Annotated in this window: 10 protein-coding genes and 2 pseudogenes; 8 read left to right on the plus strand and 4 right to left on the minus strand. The window is 69.8% G+C overall.

Going from position 1 to position 13,000, the window contains the following annotated elements:
* Positions 1-8 precede the first annotated feature (8 nt).
* On the plus strand, positions 9-1,460 hold the full coding sequence (locus tag ABZ934_RS24095; protein ID WP_361316778.1) for an amino acid permease: 1,452 nt from the start codon (positions 9-11) through the stop codon (positions 1,458-1,460).
* An 84-nt stretch (positions 1,461-1,544) separates the two neighbouring features.
* On the opposite strand, the gene ABZ934_RS24100 is transcribed toward ABZ934_RS24095, so the two are convergent.
* A complete protein-coding gene (locus tag ABZ934_RS24100) occupies positions 1,545-2,930 on the minus strand; it encodes a S53 family peptidase (RefSeq protein ID WP_361316781.1) in 1,386 nt (461 codons plus the stop codon).
* Positions 2,931-3,121: 191 nt separating this feature from the next.
* Between ABZ934_RS24100 and ABZ934_RS24105 the strand changes: the two genes are divergently transcribed.
* The 4 genes and pseudogenes from ABZ934_RS24105 to ABZ934_RS24120 all read left to right on the plus strand — a co-directional run.
* Positions 3,122-3,313 carry an EF-hand domain-containing protein gene (locus tag ABZ934_RS24105; protein WP_361316784.1) on the plus strand — a complete coding sequence of 64 codons (192 nt, stop codon included), beginning with the start codon at positions 3,122-3,124 and terminating at the stop codon, positions 3,311-3,313.
* Positions 3,314-3,377: 64 nt separating this feature from the next.
* Positions 3,378-3,746 carry a VOC family protein gene (locus ABZ934_RS24110; protein ID WP_361316786.1) on the plus strand — a complete coding sequence of 123 codons (369 nt, stop codon included), beginning with the start codon at positions 3,378-3,380 and terminating at the stop codon, positions 3,744-3,746.
* A gap of 133 nt (positions 3,747-3,879) precedes the next feature.
* Positions 3,880-4,085: pseudogene (locus ABZ934_RS24115) on the plus strand (pyridoxamine 5'-phosphate oxidase family protein); the annotation flags it as partial.
* A pseudogene (locus ABZ934_RS24120) lies at positions 4,065-4,514 on the plus strand (DUF5937 family protein); the annotation flags it as partial. The pseudogenes ABZ934_RS24115 and ABZ934_RS24120, both read left to right, overlap by 21 nt.
* An 84-nt stretch (positions 4,515-4,598) precedes the next feature.
* Here ABZ934_RS24120 and araA read toward each other — a convergent pair.
* From araA to ABZ934_RS24135, 3 genes are all read right to left on the minus strand, one after another.
* Positions 4,599-6,110: an L-arabinose isomerase gene (gene araA, locus ABZ934_RS24125; protein WP_361316789.1), complete on the minus strand. Its 1,512-nt coding sequence runs from the start codon at positions 6,108-6,110 to the stop codon at positions 4,599-4,601.
* Between the two features lie 82 nt (positions 6,111-6,192).
* Entirely contained in the window at positions 6,193-7,887 is a 1,695-nt protein-coding gene (gene araB, locus ABZ934_RS24130) for a ribulokinase (RefSeq protein ID WP_361316791.1), read from the minus strand.
* Positions 7,888-8,199: 312 nt separating this feature from the next.
* Positions 8,200-9,258 carry a LacI family DNA-binding transcriptional regulator gene (locus ABZ934_RS24135; RefSeq protein ID WP_361316794.1) on the minus strand — a complete coding sequence of 353 codons (1,059 nt, stop codon included), beginning with the start codon at positions 9,256-9,258 and terminating at the stop codon, positions 8,200-8,202.
* 284 nt (positions 9,259-9,542) lie between these two features.
* Between ABZ934_RS24135 and araD the strand changes: the two genes are divergently transcribed.
* The 3 genes from araD to ABZ934_RS24150 all read left to right on the plus strand — a co-directional run bounded on the left by araD (position 9,543) and on the right by ABZ934_RS24150 (position 12,120).
* Positions 9,543-10,286, plus strand: a complete 744-nt coding sequence (gene araD / locus ABZ934_RS24140; RefSeq protein WP_361316797.1) for an L-ribulose-5-phosphate 4-epimerase AraD — start codon at positions 9,543-9,545, stop codon at positions 10,284-10,286.
* Between the two features lie 630 nt (positions 10,287-10,916).
* Positions 10,917-11,060 carry a hypothetical protein gene (locus ABZ934_RS24145; protein ID WP_361316799.1) on the plus strand — a complete coding sequence of 48 codons (144 nt, stop codon included), beginning with the start codon at positions 10,917-10,919 and terminating at the stop codon, positions 11,058-11,060.
* 316 nt (positions 11,061-11,376) lie between these two features.
* Positions 11,377-12,120: an ATP nucleotide 3'-pyrophosphokinase gene (locus ABZ934_RS24150; protein WP_361316802.1), complete on the plus strand. Its 744-nt coding sequence runs from the start codon at positions 11,377-11,379 to the stop codon at positions 12,118-12,120.
* Positions 12,121-13,000: the final 880 nt, after the last annotated feature.

Below are 13,000 nucleotides of genomic sequence, written 5' to 3' on the forward strand. Positions count from 1 at the left end.
GACCGGACATGTCGAGGCTGCGGATGGGAGAAGGCGTACTGCGCCGCAAGCCGATCGAGCACATCGACGAGACCGAGGGCGCCCCCAGCGAGCAGCTCACGCGGACCCTCGGCCTGTGGCAGCTCACCGCGATCGGCGTCGGCGGCATCATCGGCGCCGGCATCTTCACGCTCGCCGGCACGGTGGCCAACGGCATCGCCGGACCGGCCGTACTGGTCTCCTTCCTCATCGCCGGCGTGGCCAGCGCCGCGGCCGCCTTCTCATACGCGGAATTCGCCGGCCTGATCCCCAAGGCCGGCTCCGCCTACACCTACGGATACGCGGTCCTCGGCGAGCTGGCGGGCTGGTTCATCGGCTGGGATCTGCTGCTGGAATACACGGCCATCGTCGCCGTCGTCGCCATCGGCATCTCCGGTTATTTCAACTTCCTCCTCACGGACACCGGCGCCGGCCTGCCCACCTGGATGCTGGGCGCGCCCGGGACGGGGGAGGGCCACCGCGTCGACCTGATCGCCGTTGTCCTCTGTCTGTTCACCGCCTTCCTGCTCAACCTCGGGATCAAGAACGCCGCACGCTTCGAGACGGTCGTCGTCGCACTCAAGGTGCTGGTCGTCCTGCTGGTCATCATCGTCGGCTTCTTCCACATCGACACCGGCAACTACACCCCCTTCTTCCCGTTCGGGGTGGGAGGAGCCTTCACGGGGGCCGCCACCGTCTTCTTCGCCGTGTTCGGATACGACGCGATGAGCACGGCGGCGGAGGAGTCCAAGGACGCGCAACGCCACATGCCCAGGGCGATCATCTACTCGCTGGCCATCGCCATGGTGCTGTACGTCCTCGCCTGCCTGGTCCTGACGGGCATGCAGAGCTACACGGAGATCGACCCGGAGAGCGGATTCTCCAGCGCCTTCAAGTCGGTGGGGCTCGGGGCGTTCGCCGACGTGATCGCGGTCGGGGCGATCATCGGCATCCTCACGGTGATGTTCACCTTCATGCTCGGTGTCACGCGCGTGTGGTTCTCCATGAGCCGCGACGGACTGTTGCCCCACTGGTTCGCCAAGACGCATCCGACCCGGCATGTCCCGACCCGCGTCACCTGGATCGTCGGCGTGGCATCGGCCGCCATCGCGGGCTTCGTGCCGATCGGCGCGGCCGCCGAGCTGACCAACATCGGCATCCTGCTCGCCTTCGTGGTCGTGTGCAGTGCCGTCATCGTGCTCCGGTACCGGCGCCCCGACCTGCCGCGGCAGTTCCGCGCACCCTTCATGCCCTTCACCCCGGCCATCGGTGTGATCGCCTCGATCTGGCTCATCACCTACCTCCAGGTGGTGACGTGGATCCGGTTCGTGGTCTGGTTCCTGATCGGGTTGGTCATCTACTTCGGCTATTCCTACCGGCACGCGGCACTTGCCAAGGCCGGCCGGGACGGTTCCCCGAACAGGCCGGACGGCACCCTCTGAACGAGGCGTCCGCACCGGACATGCGCATCGGCGCCACCCGGAGATCCGGGCGGCGCCGTGCACGACCGTCGAGCGGACCGGTGATCAGTAGTGTCGGCTCTGCCGCGCCAGGGCCGGTACGAAGCGCGCCGCGTCGATGGTGCCGAGACCCGTCGCCATGTCGTAGCCGTCGACCGCGGTGTAGCCGGTCACGCCCGCATAGCTGTTGTTCGTGCCGTCGTTGACGTCCACGAGACCGCTCGACGGCTTGTAGCCCTCGTCCTTGTACAGGGAGTACAGGGCCTCGTTGAGGTTGCCGATCCGGCGACCGGCCGCCTGGTCGGCGAGGGCGACGATGCCGGAGAACAACGGCGCGGCCTCGCTGGTGCCGCCGGACACGTCCCAGCCGACAGCGGTGGGGTCGTAGCTGGAGTACACCCACGCCCCGCCGTTGACGGCGGCGGCCATCGAGATGTCCGGAGTGCCGCGCCGATCGCCGACGACGCCGCGGACGCCGTTTTGGAACGCGGGCCGCTCGAAGACGTGCGACTGGCCGCCGCCCCCCGCCCCGTTGTCGTTGTAGACGCTCTCGGGGCTGAGGCGGTTGCCCTTGTCGTCGAGGTGCAGCTGGGTGCCTCCGATCGAGGTGACGAGCGGGTCGGACGAGGGCCAGGAGTTGACGCGCTCCTTGTAGTAGCCGCTGCCGTCCGCCGTGCTGTCCGTGGCGCCACCGTCACCGGAGGAGGCGAGGACGGTCACATCGTGGGCCGCCGCCGCCTTGAAGGCATACCGCAAATTCTTCAGGCTGGAGAAGTCGCCCTTGTCGAAGCCCGGGAAGGTGTTCTCCGTCGCGCCGAAGCTCTGGGTGATGACGTCGCCGATGCCCCGGTCGATCAGGGACTTCTCGGCCGACATCATCTCGGGGAAGCCGGTGACGCCCTCGGTCTCCGCTACCGCCGTCTCCACCAGCACGATCTTGGCGTCCGGAGCCATGGCGTGGGCCATCTCGACGTCGAGCGTGGATTCGCCGGCCCAGCCGGTCATGTCGGCGTTCTTCGGGTCCCAGGCCGGGACGTTGCCCCACTTGACCACTTGGACCTTGCTGCTGGGAATGCCGAACTGCTTGCTGTACACGTCCAGGTCGTGCTGGATCGTCGGCGAGCCGAACGAGTCCACGATCACGATGGTCCGACCCTTGCCGGTGATGCCGGCCTTGTAGAGCGGGTCCAAGTGGTACGCCTGGCGGTACTGCAGCGGTCCGTAGCAGGCGATCTTCCACTTCGCCTGGCACTGCTCCGTGGACAGCGGGCTGCCGACGGCGCGGACCAACTGGTGCCCGGCTACGGCCGGAACGGGCTTGACCTGCCGGCCGGCGACCGGGGCGGCCGTGGCGGCCCCGCTCAGAGGTGTGGCGACCAGGGCGGCGGAGGCGAGGGCGGTGGCCCCTGCCGTGGCGACCGCGGCGCGGAGCGGCGGGCGAGGTATGCGCATGAGTGCTCCTTGTGTGGGGTGGAGCCGCACGTAACGGCTCCCGTGATCCCATCTGGAGGTCATGCACAGGACAAGGATCTTTGTCGCTTGATGTCGAACGCTTTGCCTGACTCTCAATCCTTTGACGCTTCCTGACCGAATCATGGGCGGTGTTCGGCGGCGGATCTGTGAGGAGGCCGCTGCGAGCGGGCATGGACGCGGACGGCGACGGCGCGGTGGAGTGCGCCGAGTTCGTGTCCGCGATGCTCAAGGGCGTCGACAAGCCGGCGGTAGGAGCCCTGTTCCGGACGGCGGACACCGACGGCAGCGGACATCTGTGCGCGGACGAGTACCGCGTCGTGTTTCGGCCGCCCGCGGGCGTGGTGCTGCCGGGGCGCCCCTGAGGCGGGGCTCCCACACGAGGAGCGGGCGTTTCCCGGTGCGCAGCGGCCGTCGTAGGCTCCCGCCATGCGTGCACACCTGCATCAGATCGTCGTGGACTGCCGTGATCCGAAGGCGCTGGTCCGTTTCTGGGCTCGGCTGCTGGGTGGCGACCCGGTCGACCGTGCCCGTGGCTGGTCGCACGTCGAGCTGCCCGGGTCGGCGCGGCTCACCTTTCAACCGGTACCTGAGGGCAAGGCAGTGAAGAACCGGCTCCACTTCGATATCGCCGTTGCCGATATCGATGCCGCGGTCGCCGAAGCGGTAGCCCTGGGCGCGGCCCGGATCGGCGACACGGTCACCGACGACCAGGGCGCCTTCCAGACCATGCAAGACCCGGAAGGCAACGAGTTCTGCTTCGTCAGCGCCGCCGAGGACCCCAGCCCCACTGCCTGACCTGTGCGGAGGGCCCGCAGGTGACTCGGGGTGGGCCGACCCGGCAGTCCACGGCGCCGGCAGCGGCTGCCTCAATACAGTGAACCCCATGCGTGAATCGGCAGACGATCTCAAAGAGCTCCAGGCCCTTCTCGACTTGGGCGTGTTCACGCACGGCACGGTGGAGATCCTCAACCCGCAGGACGGCGATCCGGCCGCGGACTGGCCGGGCCTGCTCGGCTACTTCAAGACTTTCTACGGCATCGAGCCTTCGACTGGGACAAGGACGTGGTCTACTACCGCCTGCATCCGCAGTGGACGACCGTCTACGCCCCCGACATCGCGAAGCTCACATCGACCGCGCTTTCCCCGAACTCGTCGCCCATGCAAGAGGCATTCGCGGAACGGCTGCTCGCCGACCCGGCCGCTGTGCGGGCGCGAGTGCGCCACACCCTCGAACAGTGCGCCGAGGCGTTCTTCGACGCCGCCTGGACAGGCGTCTCCGTGCGGCTCGCCACCGACCTGCGCCTGAAGAACGACCTGCTGAAGCGGCAGGGCATCGGGGCGGCACTCGCATCGGTCTCCGACGCGGTCACCCTCGCGCCGGACGGCGACTGCATCATCGTGGGCGAGCTGCAGGACAGGGCGACCGCAGCCCACGGTGCGGGGGTCACCTTCATCCCCAGTGTCTTCGGCCGCCCGCACCTGGTGGCGGTCCACTCGCCCGGCTGGCAGCCGGTGGTGCAATGCCCCGTGGTCGAGCAGAGTCCATCGGAGCCGGTATCAGTCGGCGGTTCAGGCAGGGCCGGGGATCGATCGTCGAGGCCGTTCGGCCCGGTCCGGCAACGCGGACCGGCCTCGGCTTCGACTGGTTCACAGTCCCAGGGCGAGCCGGTAGTACGCCTGGTTCCAGCGGAGATCGCGCCGGAACTGCCTCGGGGTGGTGGTCTCGTCGATGAGGACGAGTTCCAGGCGGAGCATTTCCGCCAGGTCGTCGAGGTGGTCGGAGGTGAGGGCGGTACTGAGGACGGTGTGGTGCGGTCCTCCGGCCGTCAGCCAGGATTCGGTGGAGGTCCGCAGGTCGGGGTGGGGCCGCCAGACGGCGCGGGCAACGGGTAGGGCGGGCAGCGGGTGAGGGGGTGCCACCACGTCGATGTCGTTGGCGATCAGACGGAAGCGGTCTCCGAGGTCGGCTAGGCCGACCACAACGGCCGGACCGGGGGCGGCGTCGAACACCAGGCGCACCGGGTCCTCCCGCCCGCCGATGCCGAGGGGGTGGATCTCACAGTTGGGCCTGGCGGCCGCGATGGTGGGGCAGACTTCCAGCATGTGTGCGCCGAGGATGAGCTGGTTGCCGGCCGTCAGGTCGTAGGTGTAGTCCTCCATGAAGGAGGTGCCGCCGGGGAGGCCGGTGGCGGCCACCTTGAGGGCGCGCAGCAGGACGGCGGTCTTCCAGTCGCCCTCTCCTCCGAAGCCGTACCCCTGGGCCATGAGCCGCTGGACCGCGAGGCCGGGTAGCTGGCGCAGTCCGCCCAGGTCCTCGAAGTTGGTGGTGAACGCCCCGAAGCCGCCCGTTTCGAGGAAGGTGCGCAGCCCGGCTTCGATGCGGGCCGCGTAACGCAGCGAGTCGTGCCGTTCGCCTCCCGGTCGCAGTTCCGGCGTGAGGTGGTACAGGTCCACGTACTCCTTGACGAGGGACGTCACGTCGGTCTCGTCCGCGCTGTCGACGACCTCCACCAGGTCATTGACGCCGTAGGTGTTGACGGAAACGCCGAAGCGCAGTTGGGCCTCGACCTTGTCGCCCTCGGTGACGGCCACGTCGCGCATGTTGTCGCCGAAGCGGGCGACCTTGAGGGTGGCCAGTTCGGATCGTGCGGCGGCCGCCCGTGCCCAGATCGCGATGCGTTCGGTCGTCACCGGATCGGTGACGTGGCCGGCCACGGTCTTGCGGGGTACGCCGAGCCGGGCCTGGATGTGCCCGAACTCGCGGTCCCCGTGGGCGGCTTGGTTGAGGTTCATGAAGTCCATGTCGATGGTGTCCCAGGGCAAGGCCACGTTCGACTGGGTGTGGAGATGCAGCAACGGCTTGCGCAGCGCGTCCAGTCCGGCGATCCACATCTTGGCCGGCGAGAAGGTGTGCATCCAGGCGATGAGTCCGATGCACCGGTCGTCGGCGTTCGCGTCGAGGCACAGCCGGCGGATGGCGTCGGCGTCCGTCAGTACCGGTTTCCACGCCACACGCGCGGGAATTCCGGAGGTGTCGGCCAGCGCGGTGGCGATCTGCCGCGACTGTTCGGCGACCTGCTTCAGCGTCTCTTCCCCGTACAGACCTTGGCTGCCGGTGAGGAACCAGATTTCCTGGGCGGCGGATGTTTGGCTGGTCACATGGACTCCTGAAGGCGACGTCCCGCAACGGTGGTGAGGGCGGCGGGCGGGGTGGGGGAGCGGGGGCGATCGGCGGGGCGGATCAGCCTGCGGCGTGGGTCATGTCGCGGATGTTCCTCAGGCGGTGCAGCAGGCCGCCCGTGCCGAAGTGGTCGTGCAGGAGCCGGTACTCGGCGAAGAGGGCGTCGTAGGCGTCGGCTCGGGAGGCGTCGGGCGTGTAGACGGCGGGCCGTCGGCGGCCCATGGCGGCGGTGGCCGTTCGCACGTCGGCGTACGCGCCGGCGGCTACGGCCGCGTGGATGGCCGATCCGAGGGCGGGCCCCTGGTCGGACGCGGCGAGGGAAACGGGGCGGCGCAGTACGTCGGAGTAGATCTGCATCAGCAGTTCGTTCTTGGCCAGTCCGCCGGCGACGATGAACTCGTGCACCGGTACGCCGCCCGCCTCGAGGGTCTCCACGATGACGCGGGTGCCGAACGCGGTGGCTTCGAGCAAGGCGCGGTAGACGTCCTCGGGGCGGGTCGTGAGGGTGAGACCCACGATGACTCCGGAGAGGTGGTGGTCGACGAGGACGGAACGGTTGCCGTTCAGCCAGTCGAGGGCGACCAGTCCGTGGCCGCCGACCCGCTGCCGGGCGGCTTTCCGGGTCAGCAGGGTGTGCAGGTCCTCGCTGCGGTCGGCGGCCTCGGCGAGGTAGTCCGATGGGACGCCTTGGTCCAGTACCCAGGCGAAGATGTCGCCGACCGCGCTCTGGCCGGCCTCGTAGCCGTAGGTTCCCTCGACGATCCCACCGCCCACGACACCGCAGATGCCCGGGACGTCGGCGAGGACGGGAGCGTTCACGACGTGGCAGGTGGAGGTGCCCATGATGGCGAGCAATTGCCCGTCCTCGACGGCCTGGGCCGCCGCGGCGGTGACGTGGGCGTCGACGTTGCCCGCGGCCACGCCGATGCCGGGGCGCAGCCCTGTCCACGCTGCGGCTTGCTCGCTGAGCGAGCCCACTCGCGAGCCGAGCGCGGAGAGGGGGAATTCGAGGCGGGTGCGCGCGAAGTCGGCGAACCGGGGGTTCAGGGCGGCCAGGTACTCCTCGCTCGGGTAGGCGCCGTCCTGGTGGATGCCCTTGTATCCGGCCGTGCACGCGTTGCGGGACTCGGTTCCGGTGAGCTGCCACACGATCCAGTCGGCGGCCTCGATCCACCGCGCGCAGGTGTCGTAGACGAGCGGAGCCTCTTCCAAGACCTGGAGGGCCTTGGCGAACTGCCACTCGGCGGAAATCCGGCCGCCATAGCGGGTGATCCATTTCTCCCCGCGGGCGTGGGCGAGTTCGTTGATGCGGTCGGCATACGGCTGGGCCGCGTGGTGCTTCCACAGCTTGGGCCAAGCGTGCGGCCGTCCGGCGAGCTCCGTCTCGGCGAGGGGAGTCCCGTCGGCCAGCGTGGGCAGGACGGTGCACGCGGTGAAGTCGGTGGCGATGCCGATCACCGCTGCGGGGTCGATCCCGGCCGCCGCCACGGCCTCCGGGACGGCGTGACGCAGCACGTCACGCCAGTCCTGGGGGTGTTGCAGGGCCCAGTCCGGAGGCAGTTGGGCACCGCCGTTCGGCAGGTGCCGGTCGATGACGCCGTGCCGGTAGGCGTGGACCGCCGCGGCCAACTCCCGACCGTCGCGAACCCGCACCACCACGGCGCGGCCCGACAGCGTGCCGAAGTCGACGCCGACCGTGTACTGCTCCGATTCCCCGGAATACGGGGTGGGCGCGGGGGGATGGGATGACGTCAACACAGTGCCTTTCGAAGGAGCCGTGGGGGAGGTAGGCGGCCGGGTGGCCGGGTGGCCGGGTGGCCGGCTGGGCGGCTGGGCGGTCCTCGTAGTGTGAGCGCTAACAATGTCGATATGCAAGAGGTCTGCGGGGCGTACGGGGGGCTCGGCCGCAGCGACTCGGCACTTCCCCGACTCCGTGAACCGCCCCGACTGCCCGACGGTCCTCCTGCGCCCGGGTGAGTAGTACCGGTCCACGATCCAGAGGTTCACCACGGTCACGACCTGAGCGGGACGGCGCCGGCCGGATCCCCGATCCCTGGGCGCGCGGGGTCATTCCCCGGGGGGAGGGCTCCTGCGGGCCGTACTGGCGCGCACGATGAGCTCGGGCGCCACCACCAGGTGCCTCGACTCGTCGGTCCGGCCCTCGATGTGGTCCAGGAGCAGCCCGATGCTGTCGCGGCCGAGCGAAGCGAAGTCCTGACGGATCGTCGTCAGCGGGGGCGGGAAGAACTCCGCCTCGGGGATGTCGTCGAAGCCGGCGACCGCCACGTCCTCCGGCGTGCGCAGGCCCGCTTCCCGAAAGGCCCGGAGGACACCGAGGGCCATCTGGTCGTTGGCGACGAACACAGCGGTGAGCCCCACTCCTCGCCCTCGTGACGCCCGGACCCGACCCGCGAGTTGCTGGCCGGCCCGGTATCCCGACAGTGGACTCCAGTCGCCGCGCAACAGGGGTGGTACCTCGGCGCCGGCCTCTCGTAGCGCGTCTTCCCACCCCTGCGTGCGGGCTTCGCTCTCGAGCCAGTCGGGAGGGCCCGCGACATGCCACACGGTGGCGTGGCCAGATGCGAGAAGGTGTTCCGTGATCATGCGAGCGCCGAGGTTCTGGTCGAGCGACACCCCCGGCAGGTCCAGGGTATGGCCGCCTTCCACCGTGACCACCGGGCACGGCGCTTCCAATGCCGCCAGGGCCCTCACCGCGTCGCGTTGGGGGGTGACGGCGACGATCCCCTCCACGCCCCAACCGGCGAGGTGCCGCATGGCTTCGGCGAGGGCTGTCTGCGTGGCGGTACGAAGCGTGACGGCGGACGTGAGATAGCCGCGGTCCCGAGCCGCCTCCTGAACCCCCGCCAGGGTGCTGGCGGGACCGTGCAGAGTGGTGTTCACCGCGATGACGCCCAGCGTGTGGGTCCGGCGAGTGGCCAGAGCCCGAGCTGCCGAGTTACGGCGGTACCCCAACTGCTCGATGACCTGTGTCACCGCGGCCCGCGTCTTGGCGCTGACGTTCGGGTGGTCGCTGAGCACCCGTGAAACGGTCTGGTGGGAGACGCCGGCGGCGCGCGCGACATCCGTCATCGTGGGCGCTCGCGAGACGTCTGGGAGCTGGGTCAACTCTCTTCCTTTCCTCACCGAGCGGCCTTCCCTCAAGGTGCCGAACCGGTGTTGACGCTCACATTGTCCGGCGATGGGAGCATGTTGTGGGCAAGAATCTCACCTCGTATCTTGAGATTTCCGCTTGTTAGCGCTCACAATCTGATCGGGACGGCTGCGGTCCGCGCAGCCGCGATGCCTGGCGCGGCCCCGATCAGTCCAGCCCACTGGTGCGCGACTGCGGGGCCCGGCCGACGCCGGTCCCGAGAAACCGCCGCGCATGTCGGAGAGACGGTGAAAGCGTAGTGAGCAAGTCCCTCCTCAAAGGCCTCCGTCGCGAGGTCCTCGTGGCCAACCTGCGCATCCCGCAGGCCGGCCTGGCCACTCTCACCTGGGGAAACGTCAGCGGAGTAGACCGAGACGCCGGCGTTTTCGTCATCAAGCCGTCCGGGGTCTCCTACGCCGACCTCACCGAGGAGGACCTGGTGGCGGTGGCACTGGAGGACGGACGGGTGGTCGACGGGCACCTCAGGCCGTCCACCGACACCGAAACCCATCGGTGCCTCTACCTGGCGTTCCCCTCCATCGGCGGCGTCACCCACACGCACTCGGCGCACGCCGTCGCGTTCGCCCAGGCGTGCCGCGCGATCCCCGTGCTCGGCACGACGCACGCCGACACCTTCAACGGGCCCGTCCCCGTGACGGCGGACCTCACCGCCGAGCAATGCGCGCAGGACTACGAGTACAACACCGGACAGGTGATCGTCGCCCGGCTCGACGGTGACCCACGTCGGGCAGACGAGGTCCCCGGAGCGCTCGTCTCACGACACGGCCCCTTCACCTGGGGTGCCACCGCGAACGCTGCGCTGGAGAACGCCATCGTCTGCGAGGCCGTGGCGGAGATGGCGCTGCACACGCTGGCACTGGGGGCCCGCCTCGGGGACACCTCCGAACCGCCGAGGCATCTGCTGGAGCGCCACTTCACCCGTAAGCACGGGCCGGACGCCTATTACGGCAACGGCAACGTTCCTCACGCCCCGGGCATCTGAGGCCATGCTTCGCCTCGGCGACGCATGATCCGGCCAGACCGTCCGACACTCGCGGCTCGCCCCGCGGCCGTGCCCTGCGGCAGGTCACCGGTGGCTGCCGGCGCCGGCAGGGGAGGGAGGCGTCAGACGGTCGGACCGCAGACCGGCCTGCGACCGGTTCCCTTCGATGCGGATTCTTCCGGGAAATCCCTCGACTGAACTCGGGGCCCCGCGCCACACTCCACCTCATGGCAGCCGGCATGTGGGCACGTCCGTGCGGAGGTTGTGGACACACGCGGGGGGTCCACGCCCCCTCTCTGCGGCGCTGCCTCGGCGCCCCCGACCGCGGGCCGGCCTGCGACTGCACCCTGTTCTGGCGCGAGGACGAGCCCGTCGACGGCCGACCCGGGCCGCAGCCCTGCGAGGAGTGCGGGGCGTCCCGGACCGCACTGTGCCGGTGCGTGACCCAGACGTCCCCCTGGCAAACCGGCGAGTGGCTGGTGTGAGGGGCCGGCCCCTCGTGAGCGGCGCCGGCCGAGCCGACAGCCCGCCTCCCCTGAGGACGGCGGACCCCCGTGGCAGGGCCGGCGGAACACCGGCCCGGCCCGGACCGGCGCGGGTACGGCTACCGGAACCCGAAAGGTCAGGGTCGTGGCCGACGACGAGCCGTGGGTGAGGGCAACGACGGCGTACCAGGAGGCCTGTGGAGAGCGCAAGATGGGCGGGGAATTCGCACTGCATCCGCAGGCCCGGGCGGAAGTGTCGTGGCCGTTGAAGGTCACCGGCAAGAAGTAGCCCCCGCGTCCGCAGCGCACTGGCGACGCTGTGCGGCGCACGGCATCCGCGACCTGGCGGCCGGCCCAGGACGCCGGGGCCGGCTGCCAGGCGGGCCGGTGCCGCCGGCGATGACACCGGCTCCACCTCCATGTCGCGTCCGGCCCGGCGGTCCCGACCGCGGTATCACCGCGGGCCGATGAGTGGGCGCCCACGGATAAGGGCCGTCGCACCGTCCGTACGGGTGGAGGTTGCCGCCCCTCCGCCACCCGGCGCGGGCAAGGGGGGTTGTCCGGGCAGGACTGTCCCTGCGCGTGAGAAAGCCGGTGCCCCCCTTATGAATGTCATGCTCCGTCCCGCTGTGCTCCGGACGGCGGTTGCCGCCGTTGTCACCGCTGTTCTGTCCGCGGGCTCTGTGGCTGTCGCGGACGAGCCCGAGGGCTGGAAGGGCGAGGGCGGCCTCACCCTGACCGCACGGGAGAACAACGAGGTCGACGCCTACCTGGAGCACGCCCGTCAGGCCGAGCGCACCATCAGCGTGCAGGTCCGGTCCGCAGCCGCTCTCTCGGGGGCGGAGCTCGTCGGCTTCGACCAGCGGCTGAAGTCGCCCGACTCCCTCAAGCGCAAGGTCGCCACCGCGCTCCTCGACGAGCCGGGCCGCGATGTCGACACCGTCCTGGCCGGCATCACCGATGCCGTGCGCTACACCCTCCTGTGGGACGACACCGCCTACACCCCGGGTGTCACAGCCGTGTCCCACACGCTCGCCGGTTGGGACAACCAGAGCACGAAGTGGTCCAACACCTGGGGCCGCACCAGCGGCTACAAGGCCCTGAACACCGGCTGGCGCGCACCCCGCTCGGGCCAGCTGTTCGAGATCCAGTTCCACACCCCGGCGAGCAAGCACGCCCAGGAGGCCACTCACAAGCTGTACGAGGAGCAGCGGCTGCCCTCCACCAGCCCGGAACGCAAGAAGCAGCTCCAGCGGGAACAGGACGCGATCTTCGCGGCCGTCCCCGTTCCTGACGGCGCCGACTCCCTCACAGCCCCCGCCACCCAGCCCCGGCCCGTCCCCGCGTAGCCCGGCCGGCCCGACTCCCGAGGTGCCTCGACGGCCACACTGAGCGGGACCGGATGGTCGGCCCGGGCGCGCTCGGTCTACTTGTCGATGGCGCTCATACGGCGCGCCCGTGTCGGCTCAGCACCGGGTGGAGCTGTCGGCGCCCACGGTGGACGCACTGCGATGACCCCGCCCGGTGCGGGGTGGCCCTCCTCCGGAGTCGGTTGGGGCCGGCGGGGCCCAGGCGCCCCTTTCCTTCGCTCGGCGCTTGTGCCCTTCCTGGGGTCGTCTGCCCGGCTCCTGTCACGTGCGCGTCTGCTTCCCGTCGCTGTTCGACTCCGATTACCTCTCCGTCGAACGCACAGAAATCTATCTTGCTCGGAGTAGACATCGGGCGGTGCTGTGGTTATGGTTCTCTCGTAACCAGCAAGACCGAAGGGCCCGGCAGAGACGAACTGCCGGGCGGCACTAAGCAGTACCCGCAGGTGCAGTACCGCAGGACGGTGCGGCGGCGGAGTTCCGGAGCCAGGGTTTGTGCAGGACGGTGACGGGACTGGCGGCCGGACCGGGTGGCCCGCAGTGATCAGGGGCCGCCATGAGCAGGACCGCAGTGAAGTCGGTATCGGCAACACCCTCGGTGAAGGCGTCGGCTGCGGGCGCGCGCATCGGGAAGTCCGGCAGTGGGGTTCCAAGCCAGAGCAGACGCAGGATCGGCGACGGGGCTGGCTGCCGGAGGAGTGGCGCTGTGACAGGCCACAAGCAGGTCGCGGTAGAGCAGTACCAGCAGTACGCATTTCTGGTAAGCGAGTAGTTGATCAAGAGGGAAGAGCGGAGGGACGAGCGCCATCAGGATCGCCCGGGCGTGAGCATGAGGGCCCGGGTACCGCAGGACATCGTTAGT

Source organism: Streptomyces sp. NPDC046557 (assembly GCF_040645975.1).
GTDB lineage: Bacteria > Actinomycetota > Actinomycetes > Streptomycetales > Streptomycetaceae > Streptomyces.

Bases quoted from the DNA above. Each gene is read 5' to 3' on its own strand.
- ABZ934_RS24110 (WP_361316786.1), top strand. From the start codon at position 3,378: ATGCGTGCACACCTGCATCAGATCGTCGTGGACTGCCGTGATCCGAAG.
- ABZ934_RS24100 (WP_361316781.1), bottom strand. From the start codon at position 2,930: ATGCGCATACCTCGCCCGCCGCTCCGCGCCGCGGTCGCCACGGCAGGG.
- ABZ934_RS24150 (WP_361316802.1), top strand. From the start codon at position 11,377: ATGAATGTCATGCTCCGTCCCGCTGTGCTCCGGACGGCGGTTGCCGCC.
- ABZ934_RS24105 (WP_361316784.1), top strand. From the start codon at position 3,122: ATGGACGCGGACGGCGACGGCGCGGTGGAGTGCGCCGAGTTCGTGTCC.
- ABZ934_RS24095 (WP_361316778.1), top strand. From the start codon at position 9: ATGTCGAGGCTGCGGATGGGAGAAGGCGTACTGCGCCGCAAGCCGATC.